This window comes from Actinomadura violacea (genome assembly GCF_017573465.1).
Lineage (GTDB): Bacteria > Actinomycetota > Actinomycetes > Streptosporangiales > Streptosporangiaceae > Spirillospora > Spirillospora violacea.
Window position 1 is genome coordinate 67,410 of the sequence record NZ_JAGEPF010000028.1, and the last position, 19,988, is coordinate 87,397.

19 protein-coding genes are annotated in these 19,988 nt (G+C 72.9%); 9 read left to right on the plus strand and 10 right to left on the minus strand.

All coding sequences use genetic code 11. The annotated features are described in order from the left end of the window. Positions 1 to 11 precede the first annotated feature (11 nt). Both hsaB and hsaA read right to left on the minus strand, forming a co-directional pair. Entirely contained in the window at positions 12 to 578 is a 567-nt protein-coding gene (gene hsaB / locus J4709_RS38770; protein ID WP_208248941.1) for a 3-hydroxy-9,10-secoandrosta-1,3,5(10)-triene-9,17-dione monooxygenase reductase subunit, read from the minus strand. Positions 579 to 606: 28 nt separating this feature from the next. Then, the gene (hsaA, locus tag J4709_RS38775; protein ID WP_208248952.1) at positions 607 to 1,770 is read right to left on the minus strand and encodes a 3-hydroxy-9,10-secoandrosta-1,3,5(10)-triene-9,17-dione monooxygenase oxygenase subunit; all 1,164 of its coding nucleotides are present in this window, start codon (positions 1,768 to 1,770) and stop codon (positions 607 to 609) included. 298 nt (positions 1,771 to 2,068) lie between these two features. Here hsaA and J4709_RS38780 point away from each other — a divergent pair, with 298 nt between their 5' ends. Next, on the plus strand, positions 2,069 to 3,223 hold the full coding sequence (locus J4709_RS38780) for an epoxide hydrolase family protein (protein ID WP_208248970.1): 1,155 nt from the start codon (positions 2,069 to 2,071) through the stop codon (positions 3,221 to 3,223). 78 nt (positions 3,224 to 3,301) lie between these two features. Here the strand turns inward: J4709_RS38780 and J4709_RS38785 are convergent, their stop codons facing one another. From J4709_RS38785 to J4709_RS38805, 5 genes are all read right to left on the minus strand, one after another. Then, complete coding sequence (locus J4709_RS38785) at positions 3,302 to 4,450, minus strand: oxygenase MpaB family protein (protein WP_208248972.1); 1,149 nt, start codon at positions 4,448 to 4,450, stop codon at positions 3,302 to 3,304. After that, the gene (locus J4709_RS38790; RefSeq protein WP_307801934.1) at positions 4,443 to 5,432 is read right to left on the minus strand and encodes a polyprenyl synthetase family protein; all 990 of its coding nucleotides are present in this window, start codon (positions 5,430 to 5,432) and stop codon (positions 4,443 to 4,445) included. Before J4709_RS38790 ends, J4709_RS38785 begins: the two co-directional genes overlap by 8 nt. After that, the gene (locus J4709_RS38795) at positions 5,425 to 5,679 is read right to left on the minus strand and encodes a hypothetical protein (RefSeq protein WP_208248976.1); all 255 of its coding nucleotides are present in this window, start codon (positions 5,677 to 5,679) and stop codon (positions 5,425 to 5,427) included. Before J4709_RS38795 ends, J4709_RS38790 begins: the two co-directional genes overlap by 8 nt. 89 nt (positions 5,680 to 5,768) lie before the next feature. Further along, on the minus strand, positions 5,769 to 6,245 hold the full coding sequence (locus J4709_RS38800; protein ID WP_208248978.1) for a hypothetical protein: 477 nt from the start codon (positions 6,243 to 6,245) through the stop codon (positions 5,769 to 5,771). A 124-nt stretch (positions 6,246 to 6,369) separates the two neighbouring features. Beyond that, positions 6,370 to 7,107, minus strand: a complete 738-nt coding sequence (locus tag J4709_RS38805) for a FadR/GntR family transcriptional regulator (protein WP_208248980.1) — start codon at positions 7,105 to 7,107, stop codon at positions 6,370 to 6,372. 165 nt (positions 7,108 to 7,272) lie between these two features. Between J4709_RS38805 and J4709_RS38810 the strand changes: the two genes are divergently transcribed. Genes J4709_RS38810 through J4709_RS38840 form a run of 7 tightly spaced genes read left to right on the plus strand, consistent with a single transcriptional unit; the run spans position 7,273 to position 15,310 of the window. Beyond that, positions 7,273 to 8,868 (plus strand): ABC transporter substrate-binding protein, encoded by a 1,596-nt coding sequence (locus J4709_RS38810; RefSeq protein WP_307801935.1) that lies wholly within the window; start codon positions 7,273 to 7,275, stop codon positions 8,866 to 8,868. Positions 8,869 to 8,898: 30 nt separating this feature from the next. Then, positions 8,899 to 9,858, plus strand: coding sequence for an ABC transporter permease (locus tag J4709_RS38815; RefSeq protein ID WP_208248985.1), 960 nt, complete (start codon positions 8,899 to 8,901; stop codon positions 9,856 to 9,858). Beyond that, positions 9,855 to 11,819, plus strand: a complete 1,965-nt coding sequence (locus tag J4709_RS38820; protein ID WP_208248988.1) for a dipeptide/oligopeptide/nickel ABC transporter permease/ATP-binding protein — start codon at positions 9,855 to 9,857, stop codon at positions 11,817 to 11,819. Before J4709_RS38815 ends, J4709_RS38820 begins: the two co-directional genes overlap by 4 nt. After that, positions 11,816 to 12,832: an oligopeptide/dipeptide ABC transporter ATP-binding protein gene (locus J4709_RS38825; protein ID WP_208248990.1), complete on the plus strand. Its 1,017-nt coding sequence runs from the start codon at positions 11,816 to 11,818 to the stop codon at positions 12,830 to 12,832. The genes J4709_RS38820 and J4709_RS38825 overlap by 4 nt, the downstream gene beginning before the upstream one ends. Then, the gene (locus J4709_RS38830) at positions 12,829 to 13,770 is read left to right on the plus strand and encodes a dihydrodipicolinate synthase family protein (RefSeq protein ID WP_208249229.1); all 942 of its coding nucleotides are present in this window, start codon (positions 12,829 to 12,831) and stop codon (positions 13,768 to 13,770) included. Before J4709_RS38825 ends, J4709_RS38830 begins: the two co-directional genes overlap by 4 nt. Next, positions 13,767 to 14,627: an ROK family protein gene (locus J4709_RS38835; RefSeq protein ID WP_208248992.1), complete on the plus strand. Its 861-nt coding sequence runs from the start codon at positions 13,767 to 13,769 to the stop codon at positions 14,625 to 14,627. Before J4709_RS38830 ends, J4709_RS38835 begins: the two co-directional genes overlap by 4 nt. Next, entirely contained in the window at positions 14,624 to 15,310 is a 687-nt protein-coding gene (locus J4709_RS38840) for a putative N-acetylmannosamine-6-phosphate 2-epimerase (protein ID WP_208248994.1), read from the plus strand. The genes J4709_RS38835 and J4709_RS38840 overlap by 4 nt, the downstream gene beginning before the upstream one ends. 35 nt (positions 15,311 to 15,345) lie before the next feature. On the opposite strand, the gene J4709_RS38845 is transcribed toward J4709_RS38840, so the two are convergent. After that, the gene (locus J4709_RS38845) at positions 15,346 to 16,296 is read right to left on the minus strand and encodes an alpha/beta hydrolase (RefSeq protein WP_208248996.1); all 951 of its coding nucleotides are present in this window, start codon (positions 16,294 to 16,296) and stop codon (positions 15,346 to 15,348) included. 186 nt (positions 16,297 to 16,482) lie between these two features. On the opposite strand from J4709_RS38845, the gene J4709_RS38850 reads away from it, so the two are divergent. Continuing rightward, positions 16,483 to 17,751 (plus strand): alpha/beta hydrolase family protein, encoded by a 1,269-nt coding sequence (locus J4709_RS38850; protein WP_208248998.1) that lies wholly within the window; start codon positions 16,483 to 16,485, stop codon positions 17,749 to 17,751. Between the two features lie 212 nt (positions 17,752 to 17,963). Here J4709_RS38850 and J4709_RS38855 read toward each other — a convergent pair whose 3' ends face one another. Together J4709_RS38855 and J4709_RS38860 are read right to left on the minus strand one after the other, a co-directional pair. Next, complete coding sequence (locus J4709_RS38855) at positions 17,964 to 18,752, minus strand: citryl-CoA lyase (protein WP_208249000.1); 789 nt, start codon at positions 18,750 to 18,752, stop codon at positions 17,964 to 17,966. A 26-nt stretch (positions 18,753 to 18,778) separates the two neighbouring features. Beyond that, on the minus strand, positions 18,779 to 19,975 hold the full coding sequence (locus J4709_RS38860) for a CaiB/BaiF CoA transferase family protein (protein WP_232384710.1): 1,197 nt from the start codon (positions 19,973 to 19,975) through the stop codon (positions 18,779 to 18,781). Between the last annotated feature and the right edge of the window lie 13 nt (positions 19,976 to 19,988).

Here is a 19,988-nt window from a genome sequence, read left to right on the forward strand (position 1 = left end):
GTTTTCGGAGGTCAGAGCCAGTCGCCGGGGCGGACCCAGGTGATGAACTCCTCGTGCGGGACGGTGGGGACCGGCGCGCTCTCGGTCACCGTGTAGCCGCCCCGGTAGAACAGCAGCGGCCGGTCGGACGGGCCGGTGCCGAGGGCGGTCACCCGGCCGACGGCGATGACGTGGTCGCCGCCGTCGTGCACGGCCTCCAGAATGCAGTCCAGCCAGGCCGGCACGGAGTCGAGCACCGGTGCGCCGCCGGGCGAGAGCCGCCAGCCGGTCGCGGTGAACTTGTCCGGCCGGCTGCGGCCGAACACCGTGCTCACCTCGCGCTGGGAATGGGCGAGGACGTTGACCGCGAAGTGCCCGGCCCGCTCGATCACCGGCCAGGTCCGGGAGGTGCTGGCGGGGCAGAAGAGCACCAGCGGCGGGTCCAGGGACAGCGCCGAGAACGACTGGCAGGCGAAGCCGGCGGGGCTGTCGCCGTCCATCGCCGTGACGACGACTACTCCGGTGCAGAAGTGTCCGAGGACGTGGCGGAACGTAGCGGTGTCGGCCGGGTCGAGGGCGAGATCGGTCGGGTGGCTCATGGCCGCCTCCTGTGCGTGGGCGGTGTGGTCACAACATGCCGGCGGTGACCTGCTCGCCGAACTCGCCGTCGCCGAACAGCTTCAGCGCCGCCTCGGGGTCGTTGGCCACGTGCACGCGGGCGGCGTGGGCGTCCCGCCAGAACCGCTGGATCGGGGTGCCTTCGGCGAGCGCGGACGCGCCCGAGCTCTCGAACAGCCGGTCCACCGCGGCGATCGAGCGCTCGGCCGCGCGCACCTGGTCGCGGCGCAGTCGCAGCCGCAGCGAGATCGGGATCGGCCGTCCCGCCTTGGCGGTGTCGAGCACCTCGCTGATGTTGCGGGTGAGCTGCAGCCAGGCGGCGTCGATCTCGCTGCCGGCCTCGGCGACCCGCACCTTGACGAACGGATCGTCCTTCGCCTTCCCGCCGCCGAAAGCCCGCACCCGGGCGCGCTGGTGGTCCACGTGCGCGGCGTACGCGCCGGTGGCCATCCCCACCAGCGGGGTTGTGATGGTGGTCGTCATCAGCGAATACAGAGGCACCTTGTACAGGGCTGCGGTGTTGACCTCTTGGCCGGCGCACGTGCAGGCGAACGAGTCGCCGAACGGCAGCACCCGGTGCGCCGGGACGAACGCGTCCTCCACGACGATGTCGTTGCTGCCGGTACCGCGCAGCCCGACGGTGCGCCACACGTCGTCGACCCGGTAGTCGGAAGCCGGGACCAGGAACGCGACCCAGTCGGTGGGCTTGCCGCCGGCGTCAAGGACGAGCCCGCCGACGATGGCCGCACCTGCATGGTCGACCCCCGACGAGAAGCTCCACGTGCCCGACAGCCGGTAGCCGCCGTCCACGCGGACGGCCCGTCCGACCGGCGCGTAGGCGGAGGAGACCAGGGTGTCGGGCGCGTCGCCCCATACGTCGTCCTGTGCCCGTTCGGGGAAGGTGGCGAGGTGCCAGGCGTGCGCGCCCAGGACGGAGGCGACCCAGCCGGTGGAGCCGCACACGCTCGCGATCGCCTTCACGGCGGTGTAGAAGGGCACCAGGTCCGCCTCATACCCCCCGTACCGCTTGGGCTGGAGCAGCCTGAAGAACCCCGCCTCGCGCAGCAGCCGGACCGAGTCGTCCGGGACTCGCCGGGCGTCCTCGGTCTGTTGGGCGCGCTCCCGCAACGTCGGCAGCAGCGCCTGCACGGCTTCGAGGACCTGATCGCTCATGGGGGAATCCCTCTTCTCTCGGAACACGGCGGCCGGTCTCGTGGAGACCGCGGGTGGTGCACCTGATAGTGGGATACCGGTATGGGGGAGGGGTAATGCCGCTTTTCGTCGGCGCTATACCCGGTCCTGCATAGCTTCCTGGTCGCACGCCCGTAGTCCAGCCGCGCGTCCACGGGGCCGGCGACGGCGGTGGCCCACGGCAACGTGCGGCACTGCAGGTCGAGGTCTGAGCTTGGAACGGAATGATTTGTTCTGCTATTCTGGGAACAGAACGTTCCGTTCGGCAGAGGGGTAGAGCATGACCGAGATCGAGCCGTTCCGCATCGAGATCCCGCAGGCGGACGTCGACGACCTGAAGAGCCGGCTCGCGCGCACCCGCTTCGCCGACGAGCTCCCCGCCGAGGAGTTCGCCGGGAAGCTGGAGGGGATCCCGACCCCGCCCGGATGGGAGTACGGCGTCCCGGGCTCGTACGTGCGGCCCCTGGTCGAGCGCTGGCGCGACGAGTTCGACTGGCGCGCGCAGGAGGCCGAGCTCAACCGGTACCCGCAGTTCACCACGGAGATCGACGGCCAGCGCATCCACTTCGTGCACGTGACGTCACCCGAGCCGGGTGCGATCCCGCTGATCCTCACTCACGGCTGGCCGAACATGTTCACCGAGTACCTCGGGCTGGTCGACCAGTTGACCGAGCCGGAGGCCGGCGGTCAGGCGTTCCACGTGGTGATCCCGTCCATCCCCGGCTTCGGCTTCTCCGGGCCGACCCGGGAGAGGGGCTGGAACGCCGCCCGTACGGCCGCCGCGTGGGCCGAGCTGATGAGCCGTCTCGGCTACGAGCGGTACGGCGTGCACGGCAACGACGCGGGCGCCATCGTCGCGCCGATCCTTGGCGAGCTCGACCGGGACCACGTCATCGGCGTGCACGTCAACCAGATCTTTTCGTTCCCCAAGGGTGAACCGGGCGAGTTCGAGGGGCTGACCGAGGCGGAGGTCGGCTACCTGCGGTTCGGTCAGGCGTTCATCGAGCACGCGATTCACGACCGGTCGCAGGCCAACCAGCCGCAGACCCTCGCGCACGCCCTCGCCGACTCCCCGTCCGGCCAGCTGGCCTGGATCGGGCAGCTCCTCGGCGACGCGGTGGAGCCCGACGACCTGCTGACCATCGCCTCGCTGTTCTGGTTCACCAACACCTCGGCGTCCTCGGCCCGGTTCTACTTCGAGAACCGCGACTGGTTCGCCACCCACCAGGGCGACGGCCAGGGCGGCCGGACCTCCGTCCCGATCGGCCTGGCCTCGTTCGCCTTCGACTTCAAGCCGATCCGCAAGTTCGCCGAGCGCGACCACGCCAACATCGTCCACTGGAACGACTACGACCGAGGCGGCCACTGGGCCGCGCACGACGCCACCGACCTGCTCCTCGGCGACATCCAGGAGTTCTTCGGCAAGGTCGCCTGACGCCCGATGGTCCAGGCGCCGGTCCCTCCGCGGACCGGCGCCTCCCCGCGGAGCGGGAAGCGAGGCTCTCTTCGGTGGTCATGAGGTGACGATGGGTGGTGGCGGGGCCCATCGGTTCGTCGCGGGGACGCCGTGGTCGGGTTTGAGTTCCTCGGGAATGGCGTAGTGCATGACCCGGCCGCGGGTCAGGGACGTCAGTTCCAGGTTGGTGACCAGGCGTCCGAGCCGGTCGGAGAGCTGGGCGGCCCAGGGGCCGCGGTCCTCGAAGCGTTCGATGACGCCGAGCAGCGCAGGGGCGACCTTGATGACGTCGTCCCAGCGGGACCGGGGGACCCGCAGCCAGTCGGCGGCGGTATCGCCGACCAGGAACCGGATCAGCGCCGGGACCACCGGGTCGAGCAGGGTGCCGGGGACGACTTCCTCGTACAGGTCGATCAGCTGGCGGGTCAGGTGCGCGCCCTCTTCGGACGGTCCCATGTGGCGCAGCATGTAGCGGTCGGAGAACTCGCGGGCGGCCTGCAGGTCCGGCGGGATGACGGCAGGGTCGCAGCCCAGGATCGCCCCCACGACGCGCCAGGCGTAGTAGTAGGCCTCCGCGCCCTGCTCCGTCATGTGGATGCCGAGGCGGTGCAGGGCGTCCAGGACCTGGATGCTGAACATCATCAGTCCGCCGAGCATGTCCTCCTGACAGATCGCGACGGGCTCGGGCCAGCGGCCGGCAGTGCGCAGGTGGCGGCGGATGGAGGCGTGCAGGAGCCGCACCTTCTGCGCGGACGGCAGGAACCGTCCGCCGGCCTCGAACGCGTCCGGCTGCATCAGGTAGACGGTGAACTGCCCGGTTTCGGCCATGCGGCGTGACGGGTAGTCCAGCGAGTGCGTCGCCGACAGCAGTCGCGCCACGTGCGGGACCATGTAGCAGGCGGGCATGGACGCGAACGACAGCGCGGTGGAGATGTGCACGTCGTTGTCGATGAAGAACCGCCGGGCCTCCTCCATCATCGTCCAGTCGACCCAGTCGGGTGCGGTCGCGGTGGCGTTCAGGTAGTCGCGTGCGGGCTCGGGCAGCCCGTCGGGAAGCGGCTGCCCGGATGTGGTGAACCAGCGCATCAGCGTGTTGAACCGGGCGACGTGGCCGCCGGTGAACAGCGCTTCCACGGTCGCGTCGGCCAGTTCGTCGCCCTGGAGGCGCAGTGCGTCCATGAAGGCGTCGTCATAGCTGTCAGGCATCCGCGGTCACCTCATCGATCAGCAGGGTCAGGGCGTGGACGGCATCGGGCGGCAGCCGGAGGCGGGCCAGTGCGGTCCGCGCGGTGCCGGCGCGTGCGCCGATCATGTGCCGGATCTGGTCGGCGGCACCCGACCGGAGCATGATCTGCCTGATCCGGTCGGCTTCGGCCGTCCCGACCGCACCGAGCAGCAGGTCCCGCAGCTCCTCGCGGTCGGCTTGGCCGGCGTGCTCGAGCGTGAGGGCCAGTAGTGCGGTCGGCTTGCGGCCGGCCAGGTCGTCCAGGTCGGACTTGCCGGTGACGGCCGGGTCGCCGAACACGCCCCACAGGTCGTCGCGGAGCTGGAACGCCTCGCCCAGCGGGCGCGTGTATCCGGCCAGCGCCTCCACCGTCGCGGGGGCGGCGCCGCCCAGCACCGCGCCGATCCGCAGCGGCCATTCCACGGTGTAGGAGCCGGTCTTGAACCGGACGATCCGCAGCGATCGCCGCAGGTCGGAGGGCCCGCCGGTGCTCAGCAGCTCCAGGCATTCACCGGCGATCAGCTCCCGGCCCATCGCCGTCCACAGCGACACCGCGCGCGCCAGGAACGCGCGCGGCAGCCCCGAGGCGTGGAACAGCTGCCCGGCCCAGCCGAGCAGCAGGTCCCCGACCATGATGGCCAGCCCGTCGCCGAGCCGCTCATGGGCCGTGGCACGGCCCCGCCGCAGCGGGCTGCGGTCGATGATGTCGTCGTGGACGATCGCGGCCGCGTGCACCAGTTCCAGTGCCGCGGCGGCCCGCACCATCGACTCGGCGTCGGGCTGCCCGGCCGCCCGCCACCCCCAGTAGCAGAACGCGGGTCGGATCCGCTTGCCGCCCGCCACCGACACCCGCGCCTGCTCGGCGACCGGCGCCAGGTCCGCGTCCAGCGCCACCAGTTCGGCGACCTCACCGTCCAGGAACTCCTCCAGCGCCCGGTCCACCCGGGCCTGGAGATCACTCACCGGCATCACTGACGCGCGGCGCCCCGCGCTCGCCGGCCCGCCGGGCCAGCACCTCCATATGGGACTCGGACACCGGCGCCGTCCGGCCCCATGCCAGTTCACCGCGCGCCCGCAGCTCCCGGCGGACCTCTCCCAGCCCGGGCAGCCGCCGCAGGACGCTCCGCGCGCCGCCCAGCACCACGTCGGCGACCCCCGCCGCCAGATACACCACCTCGTCGTGCGATTTGGCGGTCTCATCACGACTCATCGGCACTCACCGTTCCGTAGGCGACACCGACAGTAGTAACACGAGGTCTCGCGCCTCGTCCTCGAAACGCTCGACGCAGGAAGGCAGGACTATCGGTGTGAACGTTCGTCGACCCGGTGAGTCGGTGGGTGGAGGAAGACTTCGGCTGTGCGGTGGCCGTAGGAGACGTTGAGGGTGTCGAGCCGGTAGTACCGGCCGCGTTCGGTGGTGAGGCGGTGGTCGATCTGCCAGCGCAGGGTCTGCCGGGGCCGCATGGTCACGGCCGTCGGCCGCCAGGCGAGGTCGAGTCCGTTGCTCGCCCACTCGGGTGCGGTCCGAACCGGGAGGACGTGCAGGTGCCCGTCGGCCTCGATGATCTCGACTCGCGATTGCGGCGGGAGTCCGCTGGTGACGGTCATGCCGGGAGAGAACTCGTTCCACTCGAGCATCTGCACTTCATGAACGAACGGCGGCTCGGCATCCGGGAGCGGGAACGCCTCGGGGAGCGCGCTGCGCCGGACGGCTCCCGCCCCTCCGCGGGAGTCCTTCGTCCAGTAGACGCGCACCCACTGCACCACGGTGTCCACCGGCTCATGATCACACTCGTGACGTGACGAAGACGGTCGGTTTCCGTGCTGGTCGCCGATGGTGCGTCGGCCGCGGCGAACGGGGGCAAGGGCGGCCGGGGCCGTCAGGTCCCGGGTGTCCGGGTCACGCGCCGGGGTCGTCGTGCGCCGCGTCCAGGCGCTCGCGGATGCCGCCGAAGTGCGCCGCCATGGCGGTGGCCGCCGCCGCGCGGTCGCCGGAGACCAGCGCCTCGTAGATGTCGCGGTGCCGCTGCGCCACGTCGGCCGCCTCCTGCCGGACGGGCGCGAGGTCGTGCTGCAGCGTCCGGTACACGTCCCAGAACGCGCCGAGCAGCTGGTTGACGATCGGGTTGGCGAGCGGCCGGTACAGCAGCTCGTGGAAGAGCCGGTCGGTCTCCGGGGTCACCTGGCCGGCCGCGGCCTCGGCGTCCATCCGGCGCATGATCTCGTCCAGCTCGGTGGTGTCGGACGCCAGGCCGCGGTCGATGACCTGCTCGACGAGGCCGCGTTCGAGGACCTCGCGGACGTCCACCAGGTGCGCGAGGTCGTCGCGGCCCTGCCGCTTGGACATGCGGGCGTGGAAGGTCAGCTCGTCGACCAGCGCGTCGAGCGACATGCTGCCGACGTACATCCCGAAGCCGTGCCGGATCTCCACGATCCCGACGGCCTGCAGCGCCTTGAGCGCCTCGCGCAGCGAGTTGCGGCTGACGTCCAGCTCCTCGACCAGCTCGAACTCGGTGGGCATCGGGTCGCCCGAGGCCAGCCCGCGCTCCAGGATCAGCTGCTTGACGGCCTGCTGCACCTCCTCGGTGCGGCTGCTGCGGCCGCGCGTCGCACGTCCCCGCGTCCGAGCTGCGGTCATCGGCTCACGCTCCCCATCCTCGATCGGTCTCCGGGACCCGCCACTTGACCTGGCCGGTGCCGGAGCCTACGGTACACCGACGAACGACGTTGGATGTCCTACCTCCCCTCCCACCTGCGGTCGCCTACCCTGCGACCGCCCCACCCCTTCCTTCCAGGAGACGACGTGACCGATCTCCAGCCGGGCCGCGGCCTGCACCGCCGCGACTTCCTCCGCTACACCGGGCTGCTCGGCGCGGCCGCCGCGATCACCGCCGGGGTCTCCGCGTGCGGCGGCCCGTCCTCCACCGGATCCGGCGGGTCCGGCGGCTCCAAGGACACGATCCAGGCCGCGCTCGCCTACGCCCTGTCCGGCGGCTTCGACCCGATGACCTCCTCCAGCGCCGTCGCCGTGGCCGCCAACTTCCACGTGCTGGAGTCGCTGGTCGACCTCGACCCGGTGACCCGGCAGCCCTACAACGCGCTGGCCAAGGCCGCTCCGGAGAAGGTGGACGACACCACCTACCGCGTCCGGATCCGCGACGGCGCCACCTTCCACGACGGCTCGAAGGTCACCGCCGACGACGTCGTGTTCAGCTTCGAGCGCATCCTCGACCCGAAGAACGCCTCGCTGTTCGTGCAGTTCCTGCCGTTCCTCGACAAGGTGAAGAAGGTCGACGACGGCACCGTCGAGTTCAAGCTCAAGTACGCGTTCGCGCTGTTCTCCGAGCGGCTCGCCGTCGTCCGGATCGTGCCGAAGAAGATCGTCCAGGCGGACCAGAAGAAGTTCGACGCGCTGCCCGTCGGCTCCGGGCCGTTCAAGCTCACCTCCGCGAGCGCCACCGCCGGGCTGACGTTCGCCAAGGCCGACGCCTACAACGGCCCGCGGCCCGCGAAGGCCGCCAAGATGACCTGGCTGCTGCTGTCCGACCCGTCCGCCCGGGTCACCGCGCTGCAGTCCGGACGCGTCCAGGCGATCGAGGCCGTCCCGTACCTGAACGCCGGCGAGCTGAAGAAGTCCGCGACGGTCGAGGCGGTGCAGAGCTTCGGCCTGCTGTTCATGATGTTCAACTGCAAAATCAAGCCGTTCGACGACGTGCGGGTGCGGCAGGCGCTGCACTACGCGCTCGACACCGACAAGCTGATCAAGACGGCGCTGCTCGGCAACGCCGCCGCGGCGACGAGCTTCCTGCACGCCGAGCACCCCGACTACGTCAAGGCGTCGACCGTCTACGGCTACGACCCGGCCAAGGCGAAGCAGCTGCTGTCGCAGGCCGGGGTGAGCGGGCTGAAGATCGAGCTGATCCTCACCGACACCGACTTCGTCAAGGACTGCGCACCGCTGATCAAGCAGAGCTGGGACGCGGTCGGCGTCGCGACCACGCTGAACATCGGCCAGTCCGGCGGGCAGTACTCCAACCGCGTCGACACCGGCAAGTACCAGGTCATGGTCGCGCCCGGCGACCCGTCGGTGTTCGGCAACGACGTCGACCTGCTCATGCGCTGGTTCTACGTCGGCACCTGGCCCGAGCACCGCAGCTACAACTCCGGCACCCCCGAGGCCAAGAAGGTCGTCGAGCTGCTCGACCAGGCCGCCCGCGAGGCCGACCCGGCGAACCGCAAGAGGCTGTGGAGCCAGGCCATCGACATCGTCGCCGAGCAGGCCGCGCTGTACCCGATCTTCCACCGCAGGCTCGACACCGGCTGGAAGGGCAAGGAGCTGCCCGGGTTCCGGCCGATGGCGACCACGGGCCTGTCGTTCCTGAACGTCGGCCGCGCCTGACCGTCCCGGACCGAAGAAGGGACCACCCGGATGGCGACCATCCTGCGCATGGCGCTCGGACGGCTGCTGACCCTCGTGCCGATGGTGCTCGGGATCACGCTGTTCGTCTTCGTCGTGCTGCGCTTCTCCCCGAACGACCCCGCCTACAACGCGCTCGGTGAGGGCGCCACACCGCAGGCGCGGCACGCCTACGCGGCCGCGCACGGGCTCACCGACCCGCTGCCGGTCCGCTATGTCCGGTTCCTCGGCGACCTGCTGCACGGCGACCTCGGGCTGACCGCCCCGCCGAGCAGGCCGGTCACGAACGCGATCGGCACGGCGTTCCCGCTCACCCTCCAGTTGACGCTGCTGTCGGTGCTGGTCGGCGTGGTGTTCGCGGTGGTGCTCGGCGTCACCGCGGCGCTGTTGCGGGACCGCTGGCCCGACCAGGCCATCCGGGTGCTGTCCATGGCGGGCGTCGCGATGCCCTCGTTCTGGCTCGGCATCCTGCTGATCCAGTGGTTCGCGCTGCGGCTGGGCTGGTTCCCGACCGGCGGGTACGTCAACCCGGGCGACTCGGTCGGCGGCTGGCTGCGCAGCCTCGCGCTGCCCGCGATCGCCGTCGGGTTCCCGGTCGGGTCGCTGCTCGCCCGGGTGGTGCGGACCGCGATGGTCGAGGAGCTCGACCGCGACTACGTGCGCACCGCGATCGGCGGCGGGCTGCCGCGCATCGTCGTGGTCGGCCGCAACGTGCTGCGCAACGCGCTGATCACCCCGCTGACCGTGCTCGGCCTGCAGATCGGCTACCTGCTCAGCGGCGCCGTCGTCGTCGAGGCCATCTTCGGGCTGCCGGGCCTCGGCACCCTCATCATGCAGGGCGTGACCGCCGGCGACCCCGCCCTCGTGCAGGGCGTCGTGCTGTGCATCGCGCTGACGTTCCTGGTCGTCAACCTGCTCGTGGACGTGCTGTACCTGTTCGCGAACCCGCGGCTGAGGGGAGCGGCGCGATGAACGCCGTCGTTCGGGGATGGCGGCGGCTGCGGCCCGCGTCCCGGATCGCGCTGGGCGTGCTGCTGGTGATCGTCGTCGCGGCGCTCGCCGCGCCGCTGATCGCCCGGCACGACCCGCTGACCACCGGGATCGCGGGACAGGGACCGTCCGGCGCCCACTGGTTCGGCACCGACCGCGTCGGCCGCGACGTGTTCGCCCGCGTCCTGTTCGGGGCGCGCTGGTCGCTCGCGATCGGTCTCGGGGCCGCGTTCCTCGCACTGGGCGCCGGCGCGGTGCTCGGCTCGATCGCCGCCACCACGCACCGCGTCGTGGACGAGGTCGTGATGCGCTGCCTGGACGTTGTCATGGCGTTCCCGGCCGTTGCGCTCGCCGCCGTCCTGGTCACCGTGTTCGGCAAGAGCCTGCCGGTACTGATCTGCACGATCGCGTTCCTGTACGTCCCGCAGATCGCGCGGGTCGTGCGCGGCAACGTGCTGTCGCAGTACGGCGAGGACTACGTGGCGGCCGAACGCGTCCTCGGTGCCCGGCGCGGCCACATCCTGTGGCGGCACGTCCTGATCAACTGCGCGGCGCCGATCCTGGTGTTCGTCACGATCGTCGTCGCCAACGCGATCGTCTTCGAGGCGAGCCTGTCGTTCGTCGGCGCCGGGGTTCAGGATCCCGACCCGTCCTGGGGCAGCGTGATCGCCTACGGCAAGACGCTGGTGCTCGCCGGCGGCTGGTGGGCGACGTTCTTCCCCGGCCTGTTCATCCTGGTCACGGTGCTGGTGCTGAACGTCCTGTCCGAGGGCGTGTCGGACGCGTGGGCGGCCCCCGCAGGCCGGGCCGACACCGACGCCGGCAAAGAGCCCGGCGCCGAGCCCGTGCCCGTGGCCGTCGCCCGGTCGGCCGCGGTCTCGGCGCCGTCCGCCGCCCGCGTGGACGGCGACCTGCGCGAGGCCGGACGCCGCCTCGCCGGCCGCGCCCGCCCCCTCCCTGGAGGCGAACCGCTGCTGCGCGTCGACGACCTCACCATCGGCTTCCCCGGACGCTACGGAGACGTCGACGTCGTCGACCGGGTGTCCCTCGAAGTGCGGCCCGGCGAGGTCGTCGGGCTCGTCGGCGAGTCCGGCTGCGGCAAGAGCCTCACCAGCCTCGCGATCATGGGGCTGGAGCCGCGCGGCGCCGCGATCGGCGGGCGGCTGCTGTTCGACGGCCGCGACCTGCGCACCATGCCCGCCAAGGAGCGCCGCGCGCTGCTCGGCCACGACATGGCGATGATCTACCAGGACGCGCTGTCCTCCCTGAACCCGGCGATGACGATCCGCGCCCAGCTCCGTCAGCTCACCCGCCGCGGCGGCACCCGTACCCCCGCCGAGCTGCTCGAACTCGTCGGCCTCGACCCCGGGCGGACGCTGCGCTCCTACCCGCACGAGCTGTCGGGCGGGCAGCGGCAGCGGGTGCTGATCGCCATGGCGCTGTCCCGCGACCCGAAGCTCGTCGTCGCCGACGAGCCGACCACCGCGCTCGACGTCACCGTCCAGGCCGCCGTCATGCGGCTGCTGCTGCGGCTGCGCGCCGAACTCGGGTTCGCGCTGATCCTCGTCTCGCATGACCTCGCGCTCGTCGCCGACGTCACCGACCGCGTCGTGGTCATGTACGGCGGGCAGGTCGCCGAGGCCGGCGTCACCTCCGAGCTCGTCGGTGCGTCCCGGCACCACTACGCGCGCGGCCTGCTCGGCGCGGTCGTGTCGCTGGAGGCCGCCGGGGAGCGGCCCGTGCAGATCCCCGGCGTCGTGCCCTCGCCCGCGCACTTCCCGGCGGGCTGCCGGTTCGCCGACCGGTGCGCCGCCGCCACCGAGGTGTGCGCGACGACCCGTCCGGAGGCGTCCGGCGAGCCGCGCCGGCACGCGTTCGCCTGCCACCACCCGATCGGCGCGGCCGACGCGCCCCTCACCGCCAAGGCGGGAGAACCGCGATGACCACACCCGTCATGGAACTGCGCGGCGTGCACGTCCGGCTGCCCGTGCGCGGCGGCAACCCGCTCCGCCGGGACGTGGTGCACGCGCTGACCGGCGCGGACCTCGCCATCGCGCGCGGCGAGACCGTCGGGATCGTCGGCGAGTCCGGCTGCGGCAAGTCCACGCTCGCGAAGGTGCTGGTCGGGCTGACCAGGCCGACCGAGGGCACGGTGCTGTTCGAGGGCGACGACCTCGGCGCTCTGAAGTCCCGCGAGCGGTCCGCGCGGCTCGGCGCGTCCGTCGGGATGGTCTTCCAGGACCCGGCGACCGCGCTGAACCGGCGGCTGCCCGTCCGGGCGATCCTGCGCGACCCGCTCGACGTGCACCGGCGCGGCGCCCCCGCCGAACGCGACGCCCGCGTCCGGGAGCTGATGTCGCTGGTCGGACTGCCGCCGCACCTCGCCGAGGCGCTGCCCGGGCAACTGTCGGGCGGGCAGCGCCAGCGCGTCGCCATCGCCCGCGCGCTCGCGCTCGAACCGTCGCTGCTGGTCGCCGACGAACCGACGTCCGCGCTGGACGTGTCGGTCCGCGCGCAGATCCTCAACCTGATGCTCGACCTCAAGGACCGGCTCGGACTGTCGATGGTGTTCGTCTCGCACGACATCCAGACCGTCCGGCGCATGTCCGACCGGGTCGTCACCATGTACCTCGGCCGCATCGTCGAGGACGCCCCGGCCGCCGTCGTCGCGCGCGGCGGCACCCGGCACCCGTACACGCGGGCGCTGCTGTCGGCCACGCCGAGCCTTCTCGACCCGATGGAGCCGATCAGGCTGGACGGGCCCGTCCCGTCCGCCGTCCACCCGCCGAGCGGATGCCCGTTCCGCACCCGCTGCTGGCGCGCCACCGACGAGTGCGGCGCGGCGATGCCCGGCTTCACCCCGGCCGGCGACGCCGGGCACGCCCACCGCTGCCTGCACCCCGTCACCGACCCGTCCGACCTCGCCCTTTCCCCCGTTTCCCAGGAGATCCCGTGACCGCCGCTCCCACCGCACCGCCCCTCGGAGGCGTCGTCCCCCCGGTCTGCACGCCGCTGACCCCCGACCTGGACGTCGACGCCGCGTCCCTCGAACGGCTCGTGGACCATCTCGTCGGCGCCGGCGTGGACGGGCTGTTCGTGCTCGGCTCCACCAGCGAGGTCGCGTTCCTGCCCGACGCGCACCGCCGCACGGTGCTGGAGACGGTGGTCAAGCACGTCGCCGGGCAGGTCCCGGTGCTCGCCGGCGCGATCGACATGACCACGCTGCGGGTCATCGAGCACGCCCGCGCCGCCGCCGAGCTCGGCTGCGACGGCGTCGTCGCGACCGCGCCGTTCTACACCCGCACCCATCCCGCGGAGATCGAGGCGCACCTGCGCCGCGTCGCCGCCGCCGTCCCGGTCCCCGTCTACGCCTACGACCTGCCGGTCTCGGTGCACTCCAAGCTGGACGCGGCGATGCTGCTGCGCCTGGCGGACGAGGGCGTGCTCGCCGGCGTGAAGGACTCCAGCGGCGACGAGGGCGGGCTGCGCTCCCTGCTCGTCGCGCTCCGCGACGCCGGGACCGGCGGGTTCAGCGTGCTGACCGGCTCCGAGCTCACCGTCGACTCGGCGCTCGCGATGGGCGCGCACGGCGTCGTCCCCGGCCTCGGCAACGTCGATCCCGGCGGGTACGTCCGGCTCTACCGGCTGTGCCGCGAGGGCCGCTGGGACGAGGCGCGCGCCGAGCAGGAGCGGCTGCTGCGCCTGTTCGACATCGTCAACGCGGGCGGCACCGCCCGGATGGGGCGCGGCTCGTCGGCGCTCGGCTCGTTCAAGGCGGCCCTGCACCTGCGCGGCGTCATCGACTGCCCGGTCACCGCGCCGCCGCAGATCCAGCTGGACGCGGGCGAGACCGAGCACGTCCGCCGCACGCTTGCCGCCGCCGGACTGCTGTGAGCGAGGGGACCCTCGCCGCCCTCGACATCGGCGGCACCAAGATCGCGGCGGCGCTGGCCGACCCGGATGGAACGGTCCTTTGCCGCGGCCGGGTCCCCACGCCGGCCGGGGGAGGGGACGCCGTCCTCGCGGCGGCGGCCGCCCTCCTCACCGGACTCGCCGGCCCCGGCGGGCTCGCCGGCCGGGGCGTCCGGGCGGTCGGCGTCGGAGCACCCGGAGTGATCGACGCCGCGACCGGACGCGTCGCCTCCGCCACCGGCGTCCTGCCCGGCTGGGCCGGGACGGCCGTGCGGGACGTGCTCTCCGCGACGACCGGGCTGCCCGTCGCCGTGGTCAACGACGTCCGGGCCATGGCCTACGGGGAGGCCCGGGCCGGCGCCGGGACCGGGTACCACCGCGTCCTGCACGTATCGGTCGGGACCGGCGTCGGCGGCGCGCTCACCACCGGCGGCGACCTCGACCACGGCGCGCACGGCACCGCCGGGGAACTGGCGCACCTGCTCGTCCCCGAACAGGGGCCGGTGCCGTGCGGCTGCGGCCGGCGCGACCACCTGGAGGCCGTCGCGTCCGGCCCCGCCATCGCCGCCACCGGCGACGCGCCGCGCGCCGGCGCGCTGCTGGGTCGTGCGCTGGCGGGGCTGCTCGCCGTCGTGGACCCCGACGCCGTCGTGATCGGCGGCGGCGTCGCGCAGATCGGCCCGCCCTACCTGGACGCCGTCGCCGCCGCGTTCCGGGACGAGGCGCTCCCGCCGCTGCGCGCGACCCCGATCGTCCCCGCCCGGCTCGGCACGGACGCGCCGCTGGTCGGCGCCGCCCTGCTCGCCGCGTCCGCACCACCGCCAGGGAGCGCCCGTTGAACGCCGAGACCTTCGCCGCCGCCGTCGCGGGACGGCTCATCGTGTCCTGCCAGGCCCCGGACGGGCACCCGCTGCGCGACACGGGCGCGCTCGTCCGGATGGCCGAGGCCGCCGCCGGGGGAGGGGCCGCCGCGATCCGCTGCGGCGGGGTCGGTGGGACACCCGACGTCGCCGCCATCGCCGCCGCCGTGGAGGTCCCGGTCATCGGCCTCACCAAGGACGGCACCGACGGCGTGTTCATCACCCCGACCGTCGAGGCCGCCCGCGCCGTCGTCCGGGCGGGCGCACAGGTCGTGGCGGCCGACGCCACGTTGCGCCCGCGCCCGGACGGCCGCCCGCTCACCGAGACGATCAAGGCCGTGCACGAGGAGGGCGCGCTGTTCATGGCGGACGTCGCGGCCCTGGACGAGGGCGTCGCCGCCGCCGAGGCGGGCGCCGACCTGGTCGCCACGACCCTCGCCGGCTACACCGTCCCCGGCACGCCGCCGGACGGCCCCGACCTCGGCCTCGTCCGGGCGCTGCGCGATCGGCTCCCCGACGCGCTGATCGTCGCCGAGGGCCGGTACCACTCGCCGGCATCGGCCGCCGCGGCGATCGAGGCGGGCGCGACCTGCGTGGTCGTCGGCACGGCGATCACCGACCCGCGCTGGATCACCGCCTGTTTCGCCGCCGCCCTGCGTTGAGCGCCGGCGGCCGGATGAGGGCGGCACGCCGCCGCTCAACGAGAGGACAGGAGGGTGCGGAGGTCGGCGGCGGCTTGGCGGGCCGCCTGGCCCGCGGTCGCGGAGACACCACCGAGTCCGAAGAAGCCGTGGTTGAGCGTCGGCCACTCGCGGTGGACGACCGGTACGCCTGCGGTGTTCAGCGCGGCGGCGTAGGCGTTGCCCTCGTCCCGCAGCGGGTCGAAGCCGCCGGTGTGGATCGCCGCGGGCGCCACGCCGGACAGGTCCGCGGCGCGCAGCGGCGACACCCGCCAGTCGTCACCGCGGCCGGGGGGATCGTAAAGCTCGGTGAACCACCGCATCCCGGCCATCGTCAGCCCGTAGCCCTCGGCGCGTTCGGCACGCGACGGGTAGAGCGCGTTCACGTGCGGATCGGCGTATCCTCCGGTCACGTCGGTGACCGGCACGACCAGCAGCTGGCCCGCGAGCGGCACGCCCCGATCGCGGCAGGCGAGCGCGACGGACGCGGCGAGCTGGCCGCCCGCGCTGTCGCCCGCCACGGCGAACGGCCCGGGACGGGTCTCCGCGAGGTGCAGGGTCGCGGCGAGGCAGTCGTCGAACGCGGCCGGGAACGGGTGCCCGGGCGCGAGCCGGTAGTCCACGCCGATCACCGCCGCGCCGGCCTCCACCGCGAGGCGGCGCATGTGCTGCCGGTGCGTCCGCAGGTCGCCGGCGATCCATCCGCCGCCGTGGAAGAACACGACCGCGCCCTCGGCGGGACGCGGCGCCGGCTCGACGACGAGCACACGGACCGGCCCGGACGCGGTCTCCAGGACGGCGGCGTGCTCCGCGAACGGGACCGGCGGGTCGGGCAGCAGCGCGAGCGACCGCTCGTTCACGGCCAGCGAGTGGCGGCGCGCGCCCTCGACGGAGGTGTCCGCGGCGGTCGTGTCCGCGTCGCGGCGCCGCAGCCACTCGGCGATGGCGGGGTCGAAACCGGTGCTCACGGAAAGGCCCCCTCATGGGACGTAGGACATCCTACAGGGCGGGACCTTGGGAGCGGCATCGAGTTTCGGCACGACCGAGTCATACCGAGGTGCCAACCGAATTCGGATACCGGTGTGGGACGCGGAACGAGCCGTCGGCACACCAGCCTGGAGACGCAATGCCCGCCAAGCGTCCGAGGAGTCGAGTTGCGTTTCCGCCGTTCCGCCCTGCCCGTCCTTCTGCTGGCCGTAACGGTCGCGGCGGGATGCCAGGAGAGCGCGACCCCATCGTCCGGCGGGAAGGCGTCGGCCGGTCGGCCGACCGTGGCCGGGCAGGTGGCGCTGCCCCCTCCGACCGGGCCGTACAAGGTCGGTACGACGTCCCTGCATCTGGTCGACCATGGCCGCCGTGACCCGTGGACGCCGTCGCGGGCCAGGGAGCTGATGGTCAGCGTCTGGTATCCCGCAAGCGCCTCGTCAGGGAAGAAGTACGTTCCGCAGATGACGGCGAAGGCCGCCGCGCATTTCGGTTCGAAGCAGGGCGCGGCGACGTCCAACCTCGGGATGCCGCCCGGCAAGGCGGACTGGGGCGCCGTGCGCACGCACGCCACGGCGGACGCGCCCGTCGCCCGGAAGGCCGGACGGCTGCCCGTCGTCCTCTACTCGTCCGGACTCGCCGACCCGCGGACGTGGAACACCACTCTGGTGGAGGATCTGGCCAGCCGCGGCTACGCCGTGGTCACCATCGACCACACCGCTGAGGCTTCCGAGGTGGAGTTCCCCGGCGGGCGGCTCGTCACCGGCCGGTTGACCGAGGGCGGCCCGCCGAGTTCCCCCGCGGAGGTCACCGCACTGCTGAAGAAGACCATGAGCGCGCGGGTCGCCGACGCCCGGTTCGTCCTGGACCGGCTGCCGGGCATCAGCCGAGGCCGCTTCGGCGGAGCCTTCGACCTCGGCCGCGTGGGCATGGCGGGGCAGTCGGCCGGCGGGTTCACCGCCGCGCAGACGATGCACGACGACCGGCGCGTCCGCGCGGGTGTCAACATGGACGGCCAGATGGACTACACCGGCGGCAAGCCTGACGGCAGCGAGCTCAGCACCGTCGCACGCGACGGCCTTGACCGTCCGCTGCTGCTCATGGGCACCGACGCGGAGGGCTCCGGTGACCACACCAAGCAGCCGTCCTGGAACGCCTTCTGGCGCAACACCCGCGGCTGGAAGGGCGACGTGACGATGACGGGCTCGCGGCACGCCACCTACACCGACGCCGAAGCGCTGCTCCCGCCGCTGGCCGAGCAGGGCATCGTCCCGCAGGGCGGCCTGACCGGCGCGGTCGGTACCGTCCGGCCCGCGCGCGCCATCGCGGCGGAACGCGCCTATGTCGCCTCGTTCTTCGACCGCTGGCTGCGCGGCCGGGACGACCACCTGCTGGACGGCGCGTCCCCCCGCTTCCCCGAGATGCGCTTCACCGCCTGACAACCTCAACCGTCCGGGCGAGAGGGCCGTGAGAGAGGTGGAGCGGAAGCGGGTCACGGCCGTGGTCGGTGCCTTCGCTGGACGGCTTGCAGGCGGCAGGCCGTCCCGAGCGGTCAGGCGACGAGGGCGGTTGCGGGAAGATCCGGCGGACGTTGACCGTGTTGTGCGCTCTGCGGGCTCTCAGGGTGGTCCGCAGGGTGCGGGCCGGGGGGTCAGGGGCGGTGGGTGGGGAGGACGGTGCGGGGGATCGGGCCTTTGTTGCGTTGCCCGCTCTGGGTCTCCTCCCAGGCGTGGGCGAGGATGCCGATGCTGCGGCTGAGGACGAACAGGCCGCGTGCGAGGGGGGCGGGGAAGCCGAGTTCGGCGTAGATGATGGCGGTGGCGCCGTCGATGTTCATCGGGACGGGCTTGTCGCGGCCTTCGGCGAGGAGGGCCTCCAGGGACTTGCCGGCGCGGAGATGGCGGCCGGGCACCACGCCGTCGCGGACGGCGTCCTCGACGAGGGCGAGGAGCGGGTCGCGGCGGGGGTCGCGGGGGTGGAAGCGGTGACCGAAGCCGGGCAGGTAGCGGGGCCAGTCCGCGATGGTCCGCTCGGCCGCCGTGCGCAGGTCCAGGCCGGTCGCTTCGCGCTGGAGCACGGCGTCCAGGAGCCGGACGCACTGCTCGCCCGCCCCGCCGTGCGCGTCTCCGAGGGTGTTGACGGCGCTGGCGACGGCGTTGTTGAGGCCGACGCCGCAGGTGGCGGCCATGCGGGCGATGGCGATGGAGGGGGCTTGTGGGCCGTGGTCGACGGCGGCGACGAGCGCCGCTTCGAGAAGCGCCGCCTGGCGGGCGGTGGGCAGGTCGCCGCGCAGCATCAGCCAGATCATGGGCGTCAGGCCCGTGGTGCCGATGAGGTCCTGGACGGGACGGCCGCGCAGTTCTATGACGCCGGGCTCCATGCGGGATATGCCGGTCGCCCACCAGTCCGCGACGGCGCCCGTCGGGTCGATGTCGTTCATGGGAGCCTCCTGCGCTGGGCTGTCGGTCATGAGGTGGCGGTGATGTCGGCCTGGCCGTTCCAGCGGTGCGCGAGGGCGGTGCGTTCGGTGTTCTGCTGGCCGAGCAGGGGCGGGGGAGCGGCGGGGCGCAGCGGTTCACCGTCGTGCAGGACGCCGCTGCCGGCGACCTTGAGGACGCGTTCGGAACCGTCGGGGAACGGTAGTTCGGTGAAGAAGCCGCGGTGTTCGAGCTGGTCGAGTTCGACGGCCTGGGGGACGGTGACGACCCGGGCGGCGGGGACGCCGGCGGGGCTGAGGATCCGCTCCCATTCGGCGGCGGTGCGGCGGCGCAGGGCGAGGTTCAGCTCCTCGGTGAGTTCGTCGCGGTGGAGCTTGCGCTGTTCCCGGTCGGCGAACCGGGGGTCGGTGCGGAGCTCGCGCCGGCCGAGGAGGTCGCACAGCGTCTCGAACTGCTGCTGGCGGTTGGCGGCGATGTTGAGCGGGCCGTCGGCGGCCTCGAAGGTGCCCGAGGGCGCGGCGGTGGCGTTCTGGGTCCCCATCGGTTCGGGCGGGACGCCGCTGACGACGTAGTTCGAGATCGCCCAGCCCATCGCCGAGACCGCGGACTCCAGCATGGAGACGTCAAGGAACGTTCCTTTTCCGGTGCGCGCACGGCCTGCGAGGGCGGCGGAGATGTGGAGCGCGGCGGTCAGGCCTCCCACGGTGTCGCAGACGGGGAAGCCGATGCGCTGGGGAGCGGTCTCCTTGGTGCCGGTGATGCTCATCATCCCGGAGAGGCCCTGGATGATCTGGTCGTAGGCGGGCGCCTGGCTCATCGGACCGGTCTGCCCGAAGCCGGAGATGGCGCAGTAGACGAGCCCGGGGTTCAGTTCGCGCAGGCGGGGCCAGCCGAAGCCGAGCCTGGCGAGGACGCCGGCGCGGAAGTTCTCCACGAGGACGTCGGCGCCGCGGACCATGTCCTCGAAGCCGGCGCGGCCGGAGGCGTCCTTGAGGTCGATCTCGACGGACTTCTTGCCCGCGTTCTGCGCCAGGAAGGAGGCGCCGAGGCCGGACCGGTTCAGCTCGGCGTCGGGCCCGAGGTGCCGGGCGAGGTCGCCGTGCCCCGGAACCTCGATCTTGACGACCTCGGCCCCCAGCAGCATCAGCTGGTAGCCGCAGTACGGGCCGGCCAGCACGTTGGTGAGGTCGAGGACCCGGATGCCGCTGAGCGGTCGCTTGGGCATGCGCATTGCTCCT

What these genes read in the sequence shown, in the direction of transcription:
- hsaB (WP_208248941.1), bottom strand. Translation starts at nt 578, where the DNA reads ATGAGCCACCCGACCGATCTCGCCCTCGACCCGGCCGACACCGCTACG.
- hsaA (WP_208248952.1), bottom strand. Translation starts at nt 1,770, where the DNA reads ATGAGCGATCAGGTCCTCGAAGCCGTGCAGGCGCTGCTGCCGACGTTG.
- J4709_RS38780 (WP_208248970.1), top strand. Translation starts at nt 2,069, where the DNA reads ATGACCGAGATCGAGCCGTTCCGCATCGAGATCCCGCAGGCGGACGTC.
- J4709_RS38785 (WP_208248972.1), bottom strand. Translation starts at nt 4,450, where the DNA reads ATGCCTGACAGCTATGACGACGCCTTCATGGACGCACTGCGCCTCCAG.
- J4709_RS38795 (WP_208248976.1), bottom strand. Translation starts at nt 5,679, where the DNA reads ATGAGTCGTGATGAGACCGCCAAATCGCACGACGAGGTGGTGTATCTG.
- J4709_RS38805 (WP_208248980.1), bottom strand. Translation starts at nt 7,107, where the DNA reads ATGACCGCAGCTCGGACGCGGGGACGTGCGACGCGCGGCCGCAGCAGC.
- J4709_RS38815 (WP_208248985.1), top strand. Translation starts at nt 8,899, where the DNA reads ATGGCGACCATCCTGCGCATGGCGCTCGGACGGCTGCTGACCCTCGTG.
- J4709_RS38820 (WP_208248988.1), top strand. Translation starts at nt 9,855, where the DNA reads ATGAACGCCGTCGTTCGGGGATGGCGGCGGCTGCGGCCCGCGTCCCGG.
- J4709_RS38825 (WP_208248990.1), top strand. Translation starts at nt 11,816, where the DNA reads ATGACCACACCCGTCATGGAACTGCGCGGCGTGCACGTCCGGCTGCCC.
- J4709_RS38855 (WP_208249000.1), bottom strand. Translation starts at nt 18,752, where the DNA reads ATGAACGACATCGACCCGACGGGCGCCGTCGCGGACTGGTGGGCGACC.
- J4709_RS38860 (WP_232384710.1), bottom strand. Translation starts at nt 19,975, where the DNA reads ATGCCCAAGCGACCGCTCAGCGGCATCCGGGTCCTCGACCTCACCAAC.